17 protein-coding genes are annotated in these 18634 nt (G+C 61.1%); 8 read left to right on the top strand and 9 right to left on the bottom strand.

Annotation, left to right across the window (positions count from 1 at the left end; translation table 11 throughout):
• Positions 1–3: 3 nt before the first annotated feature.
• The 3 genes from MF268_RS03195 to MF268_RS03185 form a co-directional block, all read right to left on the bottom strand.
• A complete protein-coding gene (locus MF268_RS03195; protein WP_238369449.1) occupies positions 4–618 on the bottom strand; it encodes an outer membrane protein in 615 nt (204 codons plus the stop codon).
• Positions 619–943: 325 nt separating this feature from the next.
• Complete coding sequence (locus MF268_RS03190; RefSeq protein WP_238369448.1) at positions 944–1924, bottom strand: NAD(P)H-dependent flavin oxidoreductase; 981 nt, start codon at positions 1922–1924, stop codon at positions 944–946.
• 125 nt (positions 1925–2049) lie between these two features.
• Positions 2050–2880, bottom strand: coding sequence for an IclR family transcriptional regulator (locus MF268_RS03185; protein WP_238369447.1), 831 nt, complete (start codon positions 2878–2880; stop codon positions 2050–2052).
• A 265-nt stretch (positions 2881–3145) separates the two neighbouring features.
• On the opposite strand from MF268_RS03185, the gene MF268_RS03180 reads away from it, so the two are divergent.
• The 3 genes from MF268_RS03180 (at position 3146) to MF268_RS03170 (ending at position 5784) form a co-directional block, all read left to right on the top strand.
• On the top strand, positions 3146–4057 hold the full coding sequence (locus tag MF268_RS03180) for a diacylglycerol/lipid kinase family protein (RefSeq protein ID WP_238369446.1): 912 nt from the start codon (positions 3146–3148) through the stop codon (positions 4055–4057).
• A gap of 15 nt (positions 4058–4072) precedes the next feature.
• On the top strand, positions 4073–4900 hold the full coding sequence (locus MF268_RS03175; RefSeq protein ID WP_238369445.1) for a metallophosphoesterase family protein: 828 nt from the start codon (positions 4073–4075) through the stop codon (positions 4898–4900).
• Between the two features lie 104 nt (positions 4901–5004).
• Positions 5005–5784 carry a short-chain dehydrogenase/reductase gene (locus MF268_RS03170; RefSeq protein WP_238369444.1) on the top strand — a complete coding sequence of 260 codons (780 nt, stop codon included), beginning with the start codon at positions 5005–5007 and terminating at the stop codon, positions 5782–5784.
• Positions 5785–5788: 4 nt separating this feature from the next.
• Here MF268_RS03170 and MF268_RS03165 read toward each other — a convergent pair whose 3' ends face one another.
• The 5 genes from MF268_RS03165 to MF268_RS03145 all read right to left on the bottom strand — a co-directional run bounded on the left by MF268_RS03165 (position 5789) and on the right by MF268_RS03145 (position 10519).
• Positions 5789–6427, bottom strand: coding sequence for a glutathione S-transferase family protein (locus tag MF268_RS03165; protein WP_238369443.1), 639 nt, complete (start codon positions 6425–6427; stop codon positions 5789–5791).
• 75 nt (positions 6428–6502) lie between these two features.
• The gene (locus MF268_RS03160) at positions 6503–7525 is read right to left on the bottom strand and encodes an extracellular solute-binding protein (RefSeq protein ID WP_238369442.1); all 1023 of its coding nucleotides are present in this window, start codon (positions 7523–7525) and stop codon (positions 6503–6505) included.
• 71 nt (positions 7526–7596) lie between these two features.
• Positions 7597–8469: an ABC transporter permease gene (locus MF268_RS03155; protein WP_238369441.1), complete on the bottom strand. Its 873-nt coding sequence runs from the start codon at positions 8467–8469 to the stop codon at positions 7597–7599.
• Entirely contained in the window at positions 8462–9403 is a 942-nt protein-coding gene (locus MF268_RS03150) for an ABC transporter permease (protein WP_238369440.1), read from the bottom strand. Before MF268_RS03150 ends, MF268_RS03155 begins: the two co-directional genes overlap by 8 nt.
• 3 nt (positions 9404–9406) lie before the next feature.
• Positions 9407–10519 (bottom strand): ABC transporter ATP-binding protein, encoded by a 1113-nt coding sequence (locus MF268_RS03145; protein WP_420485406.1) that lies wholly within the window; start codon positions 10517–10519, stop codon positions 9407–9409.
• Positions 10520–10769: 250 nt separating this feature from the next.
• On the opposite strand from MF268_RS03145, the gene MF268_RS03140 reads away from it, so the two are divergent.
• The 3 genes from MF268_RS03140 (at position 10770) to cueR (ending at position 15471) form a co-directional block, all read left to right on the top strand.
• A complete protein-coding gene (locus MF268_RS03140; RefSeq protein ID WP_238369439.1) occupies positions 10770–12431 on the top strand; it encodes an amidohydrolase in 1662 nt (553 codons plus the stop codon).
• 133 nt (positions 12432–12564) lie between these two features.
• Positions 12565–15060, top strand: a complete 2496-nt coding sequence (locus MF268_RS03135; protein ID WP_238369438.1) for a heavy metal translocating P-type ATPase — start codon at positions 12565–12567, stop codon at positions 15058–15060.
• A gap of 12 nt (positions 15061–15072) precedes the next feature.
• Positions 15073–15471 carry a Cu(I)-responsive transcriptional regulator gene (gene cueR, locus MF268_RS03130; RefSeq protein WP_238369437.1) on the top strand — a complete coding sequence of 133 codons (399 nt, stop codon included), beginning with the start codon at positions 15073–15075 and terminating at the stop codon, positions 15469–15471.
• Here the strand turns inward: cueR and MF268_RS03125 are convergent, their stop codons facing one another.
• Positions 15472–16065, bottom strand: coding sequence for a helix-turn-helix domain-containing protein (locus MF268_RS03125; RefSeq protein ID WP_238369436.1), 594 nt, complete (start codon positions 16063–16065; stop codon positions 15472–15474).
• Between the two features lie 129 nt (positions 16066–16194).
• Here MF268_RS03125 and MF268_RS03120 point away from each other — a divergent pair, with 129 nt between their 5' ends.
• Positions 16195–17328: an NAD(P)/FAD-dependent oxidoreductase gene (locus MF268_RS03120; RefSeq protein ID WP_238369435.1), complete on the top strand. Its 1134-nt coding sequence runs from the start codon at positions 16195–16197 to the stop codon at positions 17326–17328.
• Positions 17325–18611: a TRAP transporter large permease gene (locus tag MF268_RS03115; RefSeq protein WP_238369434.1), complete on the top strand. Its 1287-nt coding sequence runs from the start codon at positions 17325–17327 to the stop codon at positions 18609–18611. Before MF268_RS03120 ends, MF268_RS03115 begins: the two co-directional genes overlap by 4 nt.
• The last annotated feature ends 23 nt before the right edge of the window (positions 18612–18634 follow it).

Genomic DNA, 18634 nt, shown 5'->3' with positions numbered 1-18634 from the left:
CGATCAGAAGCGGTACGAGGTTTTGATGTGGAGCGTGTTCACGTCCACGTCGCCGCCGCCGTTACCGATGCTGTCGAACGAGTGGTACATGTATTCTGCACCGACCGTCCAGTTCTCACCGACACGCCAGTCGTAACCTAGACCAACAACATAGCTGTCGCCGCTGTCGTTGAAGAAGTTACCGACGCCGTCAAAGTCGGAATATGCATAACCGAGCGAACCGTAGAGCAGGCCGTTGCCCATCTCGTAACCGGCGATCAGCTTGAGGCGCGCCATGCTGTCGAAGGACGCCGTCTGACCGGTGCCGGGGTCGGTGATCGAAACGTCGGCCCAGTCGTACTGGAATTCCGGCCCGAGGTACCAGTTGTTGCCAAGGCTCCACAGGTAACCTGCGGTCAGACCGCCGATGACGCTGTCGTTGTCAAAGCTGCCGCCAAGGTCGAATTCACCATAGGCATAACCCAGCTGTGCACCGACATAGCCACCTTCCCAGAACGGTTTAACAACCGGCGGCGGGGTGTACACAACCGGTTCTGCCGGTGCCGGATCAGCGTTGCCGGCAAACGCTGCTGATGCAGCGGTGCTGCAAAGAAGTGCAATCGTAAAAGTGCGGATCATTTATCTACTCCTAGTATTTTTCATCCGGACACGCCCAACTCTCTGCTCGGGGATTGGTTCCCAAGGGGCGTTAGGTTTACAATTTGTTACTCAGACACGACTAATCCAGCCCGGTCTTTAACCCCCGGCTGAAACTGGCCGATAGGTTGAATCGATAGGCTGAAATTCGCGTATAAATTGAAACATTTGAGCGCTAGCCCTTGAAATTCAATTTTCGAGGTCTTTGAAACAGTTAACCCCTGATCGTCGTTTTTGATCAGGGGTTACAGTAAATTAACCGTGACTGAACGGAAATGTGAGTGGCTCCGGACCTTTCGCCCGGCGCTCAGGCCGCCGTTATATTGGTCAAACGGGCCTTTGCCGCCTCGTATTCGCGGCTCAGCCGGGTGATCAATTCGGCAGCCGGCACGACCTTGTCGACCGCGCCGATCCCTTGTCCCGATCCCCAGATTTCCTTCCAGCTTTTCGGCTTGGCACTGCCGTCCCCAAAGTTCATCGCCGAGGGGTCGGACCGTTCAAGGTTCTCCGGATCCATCCCCGCCGCCGAGATCGAAGGCTTTAGATAATTGCCCCAGACGCCGGTGAAGAGATCGGAATAGACGATGTCATTCGCACTGCCCTCGACAACCATCTGCTTGTAGCCTTCAACCGCGTTGGCTTCTTCGGTCGCGATAAAGGCCGAACCGACATAGCCGCCATCCGCGCCCATCGCCTGCGCCGCAAGGATGCTGTCGCCGCGCGCAATCGACCCCGAAAGGAACAACGGTCCGTCGAACCACGACCGGATTTCTTGCACCAGTGCAAAAGGCGAAAGCGCTCCGGCGTGGCCACCGGCGCCCGCTGCCACCGCGATCAGACCGTCGGCGCCTTTTTCAATCGCCTTCTTGGCAAACTTGTTGTTGATCACATCATGCATGGTGATGCCGCCCGCCCCATGCGCCGCCTCGTTCACCCATTCCTGCGCCCCAAGCGAGGTGATCCAGACCGGCACCTTGAACTTTGCGCAGATTTCGACGTCGCGCTCCAGCCGAGTGTTCGACCGGTGAACGATCTGGTTGACGGCAAAGGGGGCGGCAGGGGTGTCCGGGTTGGCCTGATTATAGCGGTCAAGCTCTTCGGTAATGCGCGCGAGCCAGCGTTCCAGCTCGATCGGCTCGCCTTCCTTCTCGCGGGCATTCAGCGCAGGGAAAGAGCCGACCACACCTGCCTTGCACTGGGCGATCACCAGATCCGGATTGGAAATGATGAAAAGCGGTGCGCCGATTACGGGCAGGCGCAGGTGTTTCAGGGCGTCGGGCATGGTCATCTTGTATCTCTCCTCCTGGAACGGCCGGGTGTACCGCTGCCGTCAATTTGACGGCAAGCTACTCAGTGGAACGCCGTTCCGCAATGCCCGACACTAACGTTCGGGGCAAACTCTCGGGTAGAGCTTTATCGTGCCCTTGGCACTCTGTGGCTCATGGTTTCGGCCAGCGCCACGAGCCGCGGTCCGAATTCGCCGATGAGCCGGTCCTGCGGCAGAAAGCTTGCAGGCCCGCCAAGGTTAAAGGCCATCAGCGGCTCGTCGCTTTGGCTGCGAAAGGGCACGGCTACGGCGTTAACACCGGTATGCCATTTTTCGAGGTTCGCATAGAAACCGCGATCCTCGATCTGGGCACGGGCATCATCGATCCCCGCCCGGATCGACGGCCAGAGATCCGGGTCGGCGTGTCGTTCAAGGTCTTCCAGCGCCTCGGCCCGCTCCTCCTCGGAACAGGCTGCAAGATAGGCGCGTCCCATCGCGGACCGCGCCAGCGAAATTCGCGATCCCACCCCAAGCTGAAGCGACACCACGCTGCGCGATCGCGCGCAGGCGACATAGGTCATCGTAAGCGCGTCGCGCCCGCCTAGCGCCACCATCACGCCTTCGCCGCAACTGTCGGCCAGAGTCTGCATATACCCTTGGGCGGCTTCCCTGATCGGCATCCCGCTCAGGCAGGCATATCCAAGGCTCAGCACCGGGACGCCCATGCGGTAACGCCCGGTTTCGGCATCGTATGTCAGATAGCCGGTTTGCAGCAGGGTATAGGTCAGCCGGGATACCGTGGAATTGGGCAGACCTGTCCGCTCGGCCAGATCGCCGTTCGAAAGCCCTGACCGGTCATCGGCACGAAAGGCCCGCAGGACTTCGAGGCCCCGGTAAAGCGAGGTGATGAATTGCCGCTCGTTCCGCCCGGCCTCTGCCGACAGGGTGTCATCCTCGATATGCGTGCGTTTTCTCAACCTTTGATCCCAGCCTGTTCCGCCCCGGCGTTTTGACCCGTACCGGACGCAGCGCAAAGGCCGAACGCCCCATTTTGCTGCCCGTTTCTCAGGTCGTCGCCATTTTATCCCGTCAAACAGCGATAAACAGCACAAAGCGCATATGCCAGCAGAGTTTGGCAAATCGCGCTGTGGCGGAACCAGTCAAGGCCCTGCCGTGTTGTGATCGCAACGCTCTATCGACTTGTCGGCAGAACCGGCGCGGAGCATTTTCGGAGTAAAGCTTTTGTACCACGACACACGGCAAAAGGAATCGTCAATCTGTCTGATCGCGAATGACAAGTCAGGCAAAGGGAAGGCCTCAGAGCAGGTCGGCCAGCTCGAGGAATGGCTAAAGCGTCAGCCCGGCAAGACACGGTTCGAACGGGTCAGCAAGGGCTCGGATATTCAGGAGATCGCGCAGCGAGTTGCTGCTGGCCCTTTTGAAACGGTGGTCGTGGCTGGCGGGGATGGCACAATCTCTACCGTTGCGGGCGCACTCGCTGGCACGGACAAGGTCATGGGCGTGATCCCGTCAGGCACATTCAACTACTTTAGCCGTAGCCTCGATATTCCGGATGAACTCGAAGACGCCCTGCGCCTGATCGAAGTCGGCCGGAGTAAGGCCGTGAACGTCGGCACGATCAATGACCGGGTCTTTCTGAACAACGCAAGTCTTGGCGCCTATCCGGCCATCCTTGACCAGCGCGAAGATGTGTACCGCCGTTGGGGCCGAAGCCGGATCGCGGCGCACTGGTCCGTCATCAAGGCGCTGCTGACCGTGAACAAGCCGCAGTCGATGCGCGTGACCGTGGATGGCACCGTCTACCGCATGAAGACGCCGCTGGCCTTTGCGGCCAACAGCGCCTACCAGCTCGAAGAATTCCGCCTTGAAGGTGCCGATGCCGTCCGCAACGGCCAGTTTGCCCTCTATCTCGCAAAGGACTGCGGGCGGTTCGAAATGGTCAAGTTCGCATTCAAACTGGCCCGTCGCACGCTTCAGGCGGATCGGGACTTTACCCTGATATGCGGTGAGGAAATCCTGATAGAAACGCTGCAAGCCCACAGGCTTGTCGCCCGCGATGGCGAAAAAGAGCGGATGCTCTCGCCATTCCGCCTGCGTGTTCTCCATGACGCGTTGAACGTGATCGTACCCTGAGCCAGACTGGTAGGTATGAAACGGATACTGCATCTTTCCGACCTTCATTTCGGTCGGGACCGGCCAGAGCTTCTTGCTCCGCTGATCGACACGATCAACGGGTCGAAAGCCGATGTGGTCGCTCTTTCGGGCGATCTGACCCAGCGCGCGCGCCATAGCCAGTTCCGTGCCGCGCGCGCCTTTATCGACAGGATCGAGCTGCCGATAATCGTGGTACCGGGTAATCATGACATCCCCCTGCACCGGCCTTTCCTGCGCATGTTCAAGCCGTTCTCGCGCTACCGGCACTGGATCGATCGGGATCTCGAACCCCAGATCGTAACTGACCACGTCGGAATCTTCGGACTCAACACCGTCACGCGGTGGAGTTGGCAACGCGGTCGCATGACCGGACACGCCACCCGTCGCCTCTGCCGTGTGTTCGGCGATGGCGATGAGGATAGAATCAACGTGATCGTCGCCCATCACCCGTTCCGCCACCCGCCCGGATCCTCCAAGGATGGCATGATCGGCGCGGAGAACGCTCTTGAAAAACTGTCCGAATGCGGGGCGCATATCCTGCTATCGGGCCATCTCCATTCGTGGTGGACCGAACCTTATAAGACCAATTCGGGCCATTCCAATATTCTCCAGATCCACGCCGGGACGGGGCTTTCCACAAGGTTGCGCGATCAGGACAATGATTTTGCCATTCTCGACATTGACGGCCGCGACCTTCGGGTAGAGCGTTGGGTCGCACTGCCTGAGACCGAACGCTTCGTGCACCGTCTGACCACCGACTTCACCCTTGGCGAAACGGGCTGGCAACGCACCGGCGGCAAGACCTATTCCGTGGCGAACTAACAGGGCAGGGCCGACGACACGTTGCACTCACCCTCGCAAAGCTGGCAGGGTCGTCGTGACTTAGACCTGCCGGACGAACCCGGTCAGCAAAGAACGGGACAGACATGGATCTTAAACTTACCGAAAAGCACGTTCTCGTGACGGGCGGCTCCAAAGGGATCGGTTTCGCGACGGCGATGGCCTTCGCCCGCGAAGGCGCGCGCGTAACGTTGGTGTCGCGCAGCAAGCCCGCGCTTGCCAAGGCGGCGGAACAGATCCGCGCCGAAACCGGGAGCGAAGCGGGCTTTATTGCCGCCGACCTGTCCGAAGACGCAGGCCGGCTTGCGCTTTTCGGCGAGGCCGCCGCCGTCGATATTCTTGTCAACAATGCCGGGGCCATCAAATCCGGCCCGATCGAAGCGCTTGGGATGGATGACTGGCGCGAGGGTATGGATCTCAAGTTCTGGGGCTACGTCCACCTGTGCAAGCTGTTCTCCGAACAGATGCGCGCCCGCAAGTCCGGCACGATTATCAACATCATCGGCATGGGGGGCAGGGCGGTGCGACCGTCCTATATCATCGGCGCGGCGGCAAATGCCGGGCTGATCGGGTTCACCAGCGCACTCGGCGCGGCCACCCCGGCGGATAACGTGCGTGTCTTCGGGATCAACCCTGCAGTCACCAAGACCGATCGTATGATCGACCGCCTGAAACAGACCGCAGATCAGAAATGGGGTGACCCGGACCGCTGGGAAGAGCTTGTCGACCCAGCGAATTACCCTTTTGGCCGCCCGAAGTCAGCCGAAGAAGTCGCAGCCCTCGCGGTCATGCTGGCCTCGCCTCAGGTGCACTACCTCTCTGGCACGGTTGTCGATATCGACGGCGGGGGACGCTGGGCCAAGTAGCGCCTCAAAGGCGCAGTTCTTCATATGACACCATGACATGTTCCCGAAACGCGGGCCGGGCACATAGCCTTTCGTAATATCCGGCAAGACCGGGCATATCCGCCCGGTCAATGTCGACGTCAAAGTAGCGAAACAGCACATGGCCGAATTGGATATCGGCCAGCGTAAAGTCATCCCCGACCAGAAACGCCTGTTCGGCCAACCTGGCATCGGCGATCCGCAGTGTCTTTTCGAGCCTCATGATAGCGTCCCTGATCGCTTTCGGATCTCGCTCCGCTTCCGGCGTGCGCACCACGCGCCAGAAAACCGGCGCCGTGAACGCCAGCGCGACATTGATTTTCGCCCATTCCGCCCAGCGATCCACATCCGTTCGCGCGATAGGCTCTTCGGGCCAGAACTCGCCCGAGCCATAACGATTGGCGAGATAACGCAGGATCGCGCCGGTTTCCCACAACGGCGGATCTGTCCCGTCCTGCAAGACCGGCACGGTGCGGTTCGGGTTCAGTGCGCCAAAGGCGTCGGTGTCTGTGCCACCAAACCGGTGACCGATGTCATGACGACGATAAGGCAGGCCAAGTTCGCCAATGCACCACATCACCGCCTGCACGTTGGACGATGTCTTGCGCCCCCAGACTTCCAGCATCACCTTATCTCCACTCACCCCAAGCAAAACGGGCGGCCCAAGGACCGCCCGCCGTCATAACCTCCGCTTCGAACTTTACTTCTGCAAGTCGGTCCAGATGCGGGTGTAAAGCGCCTGCGTGTCGGGGTCACAGGTCGGCAGGAAGGTGCCTTTGTCCTTCAACTCTTCCGGGATGTTGATCTCACGCGCCGTCTTCATGTCCTCGGGCATGAATTCCTCAGATCCTTTGATGCCGTTGGCATAACGCGCGAATTCCGAAATCAGCGCGGCGTTTTCCGGCTTCATGATAAAGTTCTGGAAAGTCTTGGCCTCTTCCATGTTCTGTGCGTCCTTCAGAACCGCGACGGAGTCCATCCAGACGACGTAGCCCTCTTTCGGATAGCCATAGGCGATGTTTTCATTCGCCAGACGCATACGGAAGGTCGACCCGTTCCAGTTCACACCGGCCCAGACATCTTCCTTGGCGAATTTCTCGATGTTGCCGTAATCCATGCCAAGCCAGCTTTTCTTGGCTTCCACCAGACCGTCACGCACCTGCTTGAGGATTTCCTTGTCGTTGGTACAGGGCTCGCCACCGTAATACATGATCGCAAGGCCCATCACGTCGCCCATTTCCGGCACAACGTTGATCTTGCCCTTCAGCTCTTCCGGCGGATCCATGAAGATCGCCGAGGTATCGATGTCGCCATCGTAATACTTGGTGTTGACCGCGATGCCGGTCGTACCCCACTGCCATGGCACGGTATAGTGACGGCCTTCATCCCACGGCACGTCGATCCAGACCGGATCCATGTTGGAAAAATTTTCCATCTGATCGGGGCGGGTTTCTTCAAGCAGGCCTTCGGAAACCCAGATCGGCACATAGGTGGCCGAGGGCACGACGATATCAAAACCGTGGCCGCCCGCCTTGACCTTGGCCAGCGCGGTGTCGTTGCTGTCGTAATCGGTGATGGTGACGTCGATGCCGGTTTCAGCCTCGAATTTCTCGATCAACTTGGGGTTCGTGTAGTTGCCCCAGTTATAGATGTTCAGTTCCTGCGCAATGGCGCCGGTCGCGCCCAGCGCCAGAACGGAAGCGGCTGCAAACAGTTTTTTCATCAAGTAACACTCCATGTTGAGTTGGTTGTTTTTGTTATGTCCCGGCTCTTTTCGGCCGGTATGGGGAAAGGTCAGCGGCGTTCGCGGCTGACCCAGAAAAACAGCGATACCAGAACAGCACCCGCCACAAGGATGATGGTCGAAATCGCGTTGACTTCGGGCGTGACCACGCGGCGCAGCTGGCCCAGCATATAGGTCGGAATGGTTTCCTGTCCGGCCGATTTCACGAATTCTGTAATCACTACGTCATCGAGCGAAATCACAAAGGCGAGCATGAACCCGGCAATGATCCCCGGCCACATCAGCGGTAGCGTCACGCGGCGGAAAACCTGCATGGGCGAGGCATAAAGATCGCGCGCGGCCACCTCCAGCGTGTCATCCATCGTTTCAAGACGCGCCCGGATTGGCAAGTAGGCAAAGGGGATGCAGAACGCCGTATGCGCGGCGACCAGGTAGAGCAGGCTGGTGTAACCGGTCATCACCTTGATCCAGGCAAAAACGATCAGCAGCGCCACGGCGGTCACGATCTCGGGCACCATCAGAGGCTGGTTGATCAGCGCATAGATCATCGTACGCCCCTTGAACCGCCGCGTCCGCGTGGTCGCCAGCGCGGCCATGGTCGCACTGATGCTGGCAATCGTCGCCGCCGACCCGGCAAGGATCAGCGACCGGATCGCCGCGTCGATCACCCGCTCATTGCCCGCCGCCTGCGCGTACCAGCGCAGCGAGAATCCTTCCCAGATCGCAAGCGAGGTGCCTGCGTTAAAGGAATAAAGCACAAGGATCATGATCGGCGCATAAAGCGCGAAAAAGGTAAAGATCGCGATGATCGAGAAACCGGGCAGGGTGCTGACGCTATATCCCTTCGGCGCTTTCTTTCCGCTTGCGGCGGGGACAACGGTTTCGGTTTCGATCTTGCTGCCGCTCAGGGTGGTATCAGACATCTTCGCGCTCCCGCGAGGTTACCCGCACATAATAGATCAGGGCGACCATCACGATGGCCATCAGGGTCAGCGACAGCGCCGCGCCCAGCGGCCAGTTGCGGCCCGCACCGAATTGCAGCTCGATCAGGTTGCCGAACATCAGGTTCTTGCCGCCGCCCAGCACGCGCGGCGTCACATAGGCCCCAAGGCAGGGGATAAAGACAAGGATCGATCCGGCGATGATCCCCGGCTTGATCAGCGGCAGGATTACCCGGCGGAACGCGGTCCAGCGCCCGGCGTAAAGATCATGCGCCGCCTCGACCAGCCGGAAATCCAGCTTGTCCACGGCGGCATAGACCGGCAGCACCATCAGCGGCAGGTAGACATAGGTCATGCCGAACCCGATGGCGAAATCGGTGAACATCATCTGGATCGGTTCGTCGATGATTCCGATTTTCAGCAGGATCAGGTTGATCACCCCTTCGGAACGGATCAATTCCTGAATGGCAATCGTGCGCACCAGCAGATTGGTCCAGAACGGTACAGTGACAAGAAACAGCCAGAACTGTCGTTTTTCGCGCGGACGTGTGGCGATGAACCACGCGGTCGGCACGCCAAAGACGAGTGTCAGAACCGTGGTGATCAGCGACAGCCGCAAACTGCGCCAGAAAATCGACAGATGCGCATCGGCCCACATCAGCGTGTCGTCAAAGATGTCGCGTTGCAGCAGCACCGCAACCCAGCCGTCGGTCGAGAATTTCCAGACCACGTTGCCGTAATCGCCGGGCGTCAGAAACGCGTAGACCAGCATCACCAGCAGGGGCAGCGTCGCGAAACAGCCGATAATCAAAAGGGCGGGCAGCGCCAAGAGCCAGCGCGAGCGATTGTCCTGCCGCGCTTCTTCCAGTTCCAGCGCGCCGGGTTCGGGCGGTGTGTTGAGGGCCATATCGCTCATCGCTCAGTCCTTCAGAATGGTGACGGCGCCGGGCGCGATGGTCACGGCCGCCGCGTCGCCTTCGCCAAAGGCGGTGCTCTGCTCGGGGCCGTTAGGCATCTTGGTCTTGAGCGTCTCGCCGGTCTTCAGCCGCAGGTGCAGCGATGTGGCGTCGCCCGAGTACACCACCGTTTCGACCGTCGCCGCCAGCTCTTCGCCTGCGGCCTCACCAGGGCGGGCGCTTGCATGTTCGGGGCGTACCAGCACGCTGACCTTGCCATCCGCCACGCCTTCGGGCGCGACGGCTTCATAGGTTCCGCCGCCCGCTTCCAGCGTGACGCGATTGCCGGACAGATGCGCGTTGAGGAAGTTCGACTCGCCAATGAAATTCGCCACGAACCGTTCCGAGGGATGGGCGTAGATCTCGCGCGGCGAGCCGACCTGAAGGATCTTGCCCGCGTTCATCACCGCGATCCGGTCCGACATGGTCAGCGCTTCTTCCTGATCGTGGGTCACGAAGATGAATGTCAGGCCAGTCTCGCTCTGAAGACGTTTCAGCTCGATCTGCATTTCCTTGCGTAGCTTGAGATCAAGCGCGCTGAGTGGTTCGTCAAGCAACAGAACTTCGGGCTGCGGTGCCAGCGCCCGGGCCAGCGCCACACGCTGTTGCTGACCGCCGGAGATTTCCGAGGTCCGTCGCGAACGGAGCTCTTCCATGCGCACAAGCTGCAGCATTTCCGTGACCTTGTCGCGGATGTCATTCTTGGGTTTGCCCAGCATCTCAAGGCCAAAAGCGATGTTATTGGCCACGCTCATATGCGGGAACAGCGCGTAATTCTGGAACACCGTGTTGATCGGGCGCTGGTTCGGCGCAAGCCGCGAAATATCGCGTCCGCCAAGGTGCAGAGACCCTCTCGTGGGCGGTTCGAACCCGGCGATCACCCGCAGCAGCGTTGTTTTTCCGCAGCCCGATGGTCCCAGCAGCGTAAAGAACTCGTTCTTGCGGATCGCAACAGACACATCGTCCAGCGCGCGGATTTCCTGATTGCTTCCGAACAGTTTCGAGATGCCGATCACATCGACGGCGGTCTCCGATTCGGTTGTGGCGGGACGGGTCTTGAGTGCGGTTTCTGGCACGATATTGATACTCCCAGTTGTTCCGAACCGTCTTTGATTTCGAATTTGATCAAAATTTTTGCGTCCGGTTTTGATCAAATCTAAGCGCCTGTTTCCTCATTGATCAAGCAATATACTTGGCTTTTCTTCTCCTGCCCCAAAGTCAGGCGCCGCGCCTGCGCTTTTTTGTGCGCTCGTTCAAACGCGCTTCAGCTTCTCAATTGAAAAGATCGCGTGCTAGCGTTCCGGCGAAAACATTAAGGAGCCGAACATGACCGAGGCCAGCCTCATAATAGAAAACGCGAAAGTCCTGACGATGGACCCCGCGAAACCCCGTGCCGATGCCATCGCGCTCGGCGGTGCCCTTATTCTGGGCGTCGGGGAAAAGGCCGAGATGGAGGTTTTCGCCGGGCCGAACACCCGCCGTTTCGACGCGCAGGGCAAGACGGTCATGCCGGGCATGGTCGAGGCGCACCTGCATCTGTTCAGTGGTGCATATGGTCTGCGTCTGTGCCAGCTCGACCGCGTTCAAGGTCTCGATGCGCTGCGCGAAAAAGTGTTGCCCTTTGCCAAGGCGAACCCGGATGAAGGCCTGCTGATCTGCAAGGGGGCGATGTATACCCTTTTCGGCGACAAAGAGTCGATCACCCGCCAAAAGCTGGACCAAGTCATTTCAGATCGCCCGCTGGTCGTGATCGCTGCCGACCATCATACCGCCTTCGCCAATACCATCGCGATGGAAAAGGCCGGGCTGATCAATGGCCGAGACGTGCCCCTTGGCAACGAGGTCGTGATGGGCAGCGACGGCACCGCCACCGGTGAGCTGCGCGAATTTGAGGCCTACAGGCATGTCATGGTCCTGCGCACGTCGGGCGGGCGCGAAAATCTTGGCCTGACCGGCGATGAACCCGAAAACGTGACGGCAGCCGAGCGGGCCGAGGATGAGGCCGTGATGCTTGAAGGGCTGAAATACTGCGCCTCCTACGGGTTCACTTCGCTGCACAATATGGATGGCAATATCTACCAGCTAGAATTGCTGGATGCGCTGGAAAAGCGCGGCGAACTGCTGTGCCGGACCGAAATTCCGTTCCACCTGACGCCCTCCAAACCCATTTCTTCGCTCGAAACCGCGCGCCAGATGACCGCGGATTACAAAAGCGACCGGCTGCGCTCGGGCCGCGTCAAGATGTTCATGGATGGTGTCATCGACAGTGGCACCGCTGTCATGGTCGAGGATTACGCGGATCAGCCCGGCTGGCGCGGCGACCCGCTGCATAGTGTGGAGCGTTTCAACGAGGCCGCGACCGAAGCCGACAAGCACGGGCTGCAAATCGCCGTCCACGCCATCGGTGACGCGGCGGTGCGCCGGGTGCTTGACGGTTACGAGGCCGCGCAAAAGGCCAACGGCAAACGCGACTCACGTCACCGGATCGAACATATCGAGGTGCTGCATCCCGACGATCTTCACCGGTTTGCCGAACTCGGCGTGATCGCCTCGATGCAACCCCAACACCCGCCGGGCGCGCTCGACTTCCCGCTGGAACCCTGGACCAGCAAGGTCGGCAAAGAGCGCTGGCCGTGGTCTTTCCCGGTCCAATACCTGCGCGACGAAGGCGTGCCGATCGCCTTTGCCTCGGACTGGCCTGTCGCCGATATCGACCCGATGCGCGGCGTTCAGGCCGCTGTCACCCGCAAGCCATGGCATCCCGATCACCCAAGCCATGCCTCTAACCTGATGCAGTCGCTGTTCGATTACACGATGGGCGGGGCCTACGCCGGATTCGATGAACACCGTCTGGGCAAGCTTGCCCCCGGAATGCTCGCCGATGTGGTCGTGATGGACGCCGATCTCGAAAGTCTTGCTGCCGAGCAGATCGGCACCGCACGCGCCGCGCTGACGCTCTGCGGCGGCGAGATCACTTGGGAGGCATGATCGCTCTCGGCCCGCTGCGCTTTGAAATACGGGATGCCAGATAAAATCGTACTGATTTATCCGGCATCCCTTGACCTTCCAGTTGCTGGAACCCTTATGTGACCTGCTGTAACGGCAAATCACTGGGGGTTCCATGTCCCGCACCATCTCTTTTCCGGTCAGCAATCTGAGTTGCGCCTCCTGCGTGGGGCGGGCGGAAAAGGCCATCAGCAGCGCTCCGGGCGTCACCGGTGCCTCGGTTAACCTTGCCAATGCGCGGGCGAATGTTGAACTGGATGACAATGCCAGCCTGACGCCCGTCACCGAAGCGCTGGAAAAGGCCGGATACCCGGCGGCGACGGCTCGAACCCGGCTCGAGATTGCGAACATGTCCTGCGCCTCCTGCGTCGGGCGGGTCGAAAAGGCGCTGGCCGCTGTGCCGGGTGTTACGTCGGCCAAGGTCAACCTCGTGACCGCGCAGGCCGAGGTCACCCATATCGACAGCGCGGGAATCCCCGAAGCTCTGGCAAGCGCCGCCACCGGCGCGGGCTATCCCGGATTTGTCATCGCTCCGGACCAGCCGCACAAAACTGACAGGAAACAGGATGAATACCGCGATCTGCGCCGCGATACCCTTATCGCGGCCATTCTCACCGCGCCTGTTTTCGTTCTGGGCATGGGGCCGCATGTCATCCCTGCGCTGCACCACTGGCTGGGGCAGGGCACGGCCCGCGACATCAGCTGGATCATCCAGTTCGTTCTGACCACCGCCGTTCTGATCGGACCGGGACGGCGCTTTTTCCGCCACGGCGTACCGGCTCTCCTACGCGGCGCGCCGGAAATGAACGCGCTTGTCGCGCTCGGCACCTCTGCTGCATGGGGCTATTCGACCCTCGCGCTCTTTGCTCCTCAGCTTTTTCCCATGGGCACGCGCGCCGTCTATTTCGAGGCCGCCGCCGTCATCGTCACCCTGATTCTGCTCGGCCGTACACTCGAAGCCCGCGCCAAGGGCCGCACCGGCGAAGCGGTCGAACGCCTGATCGGGCTGCAACCGCAGCACGCCACTGTCGAACGCGACGGCGCGCAGGTCGAACTCCCGCTCGCCGAGCTCCGCAAGGGTGACCTCATTCTCGTGCGTCCCGGTGAAAGGATCGCGGTCGACGGCACGGTGAGCGAGGGCCGCTCCTTTGTCGATGAAAGCATGATCACCGGCGAACCGGTTCCGGTGGAAAAGACCGCCGGCTCCGATGTGGTTGGCGGCACACTGAATGGCAGCGGCGCTTTCAGTTTCCGGGCCAGCGCGGTCGGTGCCGATACTGTCCTCGCCCGGATCGTGCAGATGGTGGAAAACGCTCAAGGAGCGAAACTGCCGATCCAGAGCCTTGTCGACAAGGTCACCGGCATCTTCGTGCCCATCGTGATGGCTCTCGCGGCGATCACCGCTGCTGTCTGGTTCTTCTTCGGTCCGGATCCCGCGCTTAACCTCGCGCTGGTCTCCGCTGTTTCCGTACTGATCATCGCCTGTCCCTGCGCGATGGGTCTGGCGACGCCGACTTCGATCATGGTCGGCACTGGCCGCGCCGCCGAACTCGGCGTTTTGTTCCGCAAGGGTGAGGCCTTGCAAACCCTGCGCGAGGCCCGCGTGATTGCGCTCGACAAGACCGGCACGCTGACCCGGGGCCGTCCAGAGCTGACCACGCTGCACACCGTGCAGGGCTGGGACGAAGACAAGGTGCTGGCCCTTGCGGCCGCCGTCGAATCCCGCTCGGAGCACCCGATTGCGGGCGCGATCCTGCGCGCGGCCAGGTCCCGCGGCCTGACCTTGCCCGACCCCGCAAGCTTCCTGTCCCACACCGGTATGGGTGCCGAGTCCATGATCGACGGCCAGCGTGTCCTCGTCGGTGCCGACCGCTTCATGAGCGCGCAAAAGATCGACCTCGGCGATCTGGCCGGGCAGGGGGCAAAACTCGCCTCTGCCGGGGCGACCCCGCTTTTTGTTGCCATCGATGGCTGGGCAGTCGCGGCCATCGGCGTTTCTGACCCGATCAAACCCGGCACGCCTGCCGCGCTCGACGCGCTGCGCGCGAAAGGCTTTGAAATCGCGATGATCACCGGCGACAACGCCATGACCGCCCGCGCCATCGCCAACCAGCTCGGCATCGACGAGGTCATCAGCGAAACCACCCCGGAAACCAAGGTCGCCGCTGTGAAATCCCTGCGCGAGGAACATGGGCCGGTCGCCTTTGTCGGCGACGGGATCAACGACGCCCCAGTGCTGGCCGAGGCGGATACCGGCCTCGCCATCGGCACCGGAACGGATGTTGCTATTGAAGCCGCGGACGTGGTGCTGATGTCCGGCGACCTGGCCGGTCTTGTCAACGCGGTAACAGTCAGCCAGTCGACCATGCGCAATATCAGCCAGAACCTGTTCTGGGCCTTTGCCTATAACGCGGCGCTGATCCCGGTGGCCGCAGGCGTCTTTTACCCGGTATGGGGCAGCCTGCTTTCGCCGATGCTCGCCTCGGGCGCGATGGCCCTGTCCTCGGTTTTCGTGGTGAGCAACGCCCTGCGCCTGCACCGCATTCAGCCGGTGCTGCGAGAAGACGACACGAGTGTGGCAGACCGGATGATCCCGGTTCCCGGTGAATAAAGGAGAAAGCTCATGAATATCGGAGACGTCGCCGCCCGGTCCGGCCTTCCGGCCAAAACCATCCGCTATTACGAGGATATCGGCCTCGTCCGTCCGCAGCGTGACCCGAACGGCTACCGCGCCTTCCGCGAACAGGACCTGCACAAGCTGGCCTTTCTGGGCCGGGCGCGTGGCTTGGGGTTCTCTATCGAGGATTGCCGCAACCTGCTGCACCTATACGAAGACGAAACCCGCACCAGCGCCGAGGTCAAGGACATCGCCCAGCACCATCTTGACGAGATCGACGCGAAAATCGCCAACCTGCGCGAGATGCGCGATACCCTGTCCGATCTGGTGCGATGCTGCGCGGGTGACGACCGGCCCGATTGCCCCATCCTTGAATCGCTCGGCTCGGAGCCGGAGACAAAGTAATCAGGCGGTGCAGACCACCAGAATGCGCGCATCCTCATCGCCGTTCGACGCATAAAGATGGCCACGCGCGCTGTCGAAATAGATGCTGTCCCCGGCTTCTAGCCGCACAGGCTCGCGCCCTTCCAGATGCACCGTCACCGCACCTTCCATCACCGTCAGGAATTCCTGACCGGGATGGCGCACAAACTCCTCGAATTCGTGCAGCTCGCGCGCCTTGAGCGTGCCCATCATCGGCAGCATCGACTTGTTCCAGACCTCGGGGAACAGCATCTCATAGACGTAATGCGTCGTTTCCTGCCGTTCGAACTCGCCCTTTCGGGCAACGGCAAAGCTGCCCTTGGCAAAGCTCTCGCCGGAATCGGAAAAGAACGCCGACATGTCGACCCCCAAGCCGGCGGCCAGCGAAGACAGCCGGTCATAGGTCAGGGCGATAACCCCCCGTTCCGCCTTGGAAATCGTCGAAATCGCAAGGCCCGAACGCTCGGCCAGTTCGGCCAAAGTCCAGCCTTTTTCTATACGGAGCTGCCGCGCGCGATGCCCAAAAGCTTCGCGTTCGCCAATTTCCTGAGCATCGCTCGAAGGTTGCGCGGTCATTGTCATGGACACATGATAAGTCCGAACGCCCGCCGCGCCAAGCGCGATTTTCCAATGAGAAAATTTACTCTTTTCCAATTGGAAAACGGGTACTAGCCTCCGAGTCGAACTAAATCCGCTGGGGGACCGATGGCGCAGGCAGAGACTCGATTTGATTGCATCGTGATCGGTGCCGGTATTGCCGGGGCTTCCGTGGCCGCCGAGCTTGCCCCACATCAAAAGGTGCTGCTGCTCGAACGCGAAAGCCAGCCGGGATACCATACCACTGGGCGCTCCGCCGCACTCTTCACCGAAACTTACGGCCCGCCTGTGATCCGCGCCCTGTCGCGCGCTTCGGCCCGGTTCTTCCATGATCCGCAAAGCGCTTTTCTCGACCATCCGCTGCTGCACCCGCGCGACGTGATCTTTATCGCGCGCGACGATCAGGGCGACAGCCTTGCGCATATGCAGGAAGAACTCGGCGATGCCGTCTCCCGCCTGTCCGCACAGGCCGTCGCCGATGCCCTGCCACTGATCCGTCCCGGCTATGCAAGCGCTGGCCTGCTGGACAAGAGCGCGGCCGACATTGACGTGAACGGGTTGCATCAACACTATCTCAAGTCCTTTCGCGCCGCCGGTGGTACCGTCGAAACCCGTGCCGAGGTGCTGGGCCTGTCCGGCGGTCCCGACTGGGAGGTTTCGACCACAAAGGGCAGCTTCCACGCGCCCGTCGTCGTGAATGCCGCCGGGGCATGGGCCGATGAAATCGCCAGGCTCGCCGGAATTTCCCCCGCGGGGCTGGTGCCGAAACGCCGTACCGCGCTGATCGTCTCGGCGCCCTCGGGCATCAACCCGGATCCCTGGCCGATGACCGTGGATGTGGACGAGGAATTTTATGTCAAACCCGATGCGGGCAAGCTTCTGATCTCGCCCGCCGATGCTACGCCCTCGGCGCCCTGCGATGCGCAACCGGACGAAATGGACGTTGCCATTTGCATCGACCGTATCGAAACCGCCTTTGACCTGCAGATCCGCCGTATCGAGTCGAAATGGGCCGGGCTGCGCAGCTTCCTGCCCGATGGCGACCCGATGGCCTGCTACGACCCGGCGGCCCCGGGCTTTTTCTGGCTCGCGGGGCAGGGCGGATACGGCATCCAGTCGGCCCCCGCGCTGGGCCGCACCGCCGCCGCGCTTGTGATGGGGCAGCCGATCCCCGAAGACATCGCGCGCGAGGGTGTGACCGAGCAGAGCCTCACCCGCTCCCGTGCAGGAATGGCCGCATGATCGCCCTTGTCCCCGTCGCTGCTCTCGTCTTGCTCGCTTCGGGGCTGGCCATCGCCTATGTGATCGGCGGTGCCACGGTTCTGGCCTATTTCGCGACCGATCATTCCCGCTACCTCGCCATCCTGCCGCAGCAGATCTTCTCCAAGATCGACGTCTTCGCGCTTATGTCCATGCCGCTCTTCATTCTTGCCGGAGAGCTGATGAACCGGGGCGGCATCACCAGCGCGCTGATCAATTTCTCCATGGCACTGGTCGGGCGTCTGCGGGGCGGGCTGGGACATGTGAACATCCTCACCAGCGTCTTCTTTGCCGGTATTTCTGGCTCGGCCGTTGCCGATGCGGCGGCGCTGTCGAATACGCTGGTCCCGGAAATGACCAAGCGGGGCTATTCGCTGACCTATGCCAGCGCGGTCACCGCTGCATCCTCGATTATCGGCCCCATCGTGCCGCCCTCCATCATCCTGATCTTTTACGGCGCCCTGATGGGCACTTCTGTTACCGCGCTGTTCCTTGCCGGGATCATACCGGGCCTGCTGCTCGCCGCCGTGCTGATCGTGATGAATGCGGGCTATGCCTCGGCACATGATCACCCCCGCGTCGCGCGCGAGGACATGCCGCCGTTGCTGCCGACGCTGATCAAATCCTTGCCCGCCCTCGCGCTGCCGGTGATCATCCTTGGCGGCATCGTGCTTGGCTGGATGACCCCGACCGAGGCCGCCGCCGTTGCCGTTGTGGTCGCGCTTTTCGCGGGCTGGTTCTATGATGGCCTTACCCGCGCCTCGATCGTCGAGGGGCTGCAGCGCACGGCGATGCTCTCGGGCTCGATCTTCATCATCATCAGCGCGGTCTCGGCGCTGGGCCATCTCGGAGCGCTTGAACGCATTCCAGAGGCGATTTCGGACACCGTCACCTCGCTCGGCCTCGGCCCGGTGGGGTATCTGCTGCTGATGAACCTGATCTTCATCGTCGCGGGCATGGTGATGGACATCCCCGTCGCGCTGGCGCTGCTTGTGCCACTGCTTGCCCCCGTCGCACTGGCGCAGGGCGCCGATCCGGTCCACCTTGGCATCGTCATCTGCTTCAATCTCTGCATCGGGTTGATCTCGCCGCCGATGGGTGGCTGCCTGCTGGTGGTCTCGACCGTCACAGGCGTGAACTACTGGAAGCTTGCCCGCGCCACCTTGCCCTTTGTCTTTGCCGAACTGCTGGTGCTCGGGCTGCTGATCGCCTTCCCGAAAATCAGTCTCTGGTTGCCGCAAGCCTTTGGTTTGGCTGGAGGATAAAAATCATAAATCGAATTCACCAC

The sequence above is a fragment of the Heliomarina baculiformis genome, assembly GCF_019966545.1.
In the GTDB taxonomy this organism is placed as follows: Bacteria; Pseudomonadota; Alphaproteobacteria; order Rhodobacterales; family Rhodobacteraceae; genus Heliomarina; species Heliomarina baculiformis.
This window is presented reverse-complemented; position numbering and strand designations above follow the sequence as displayed.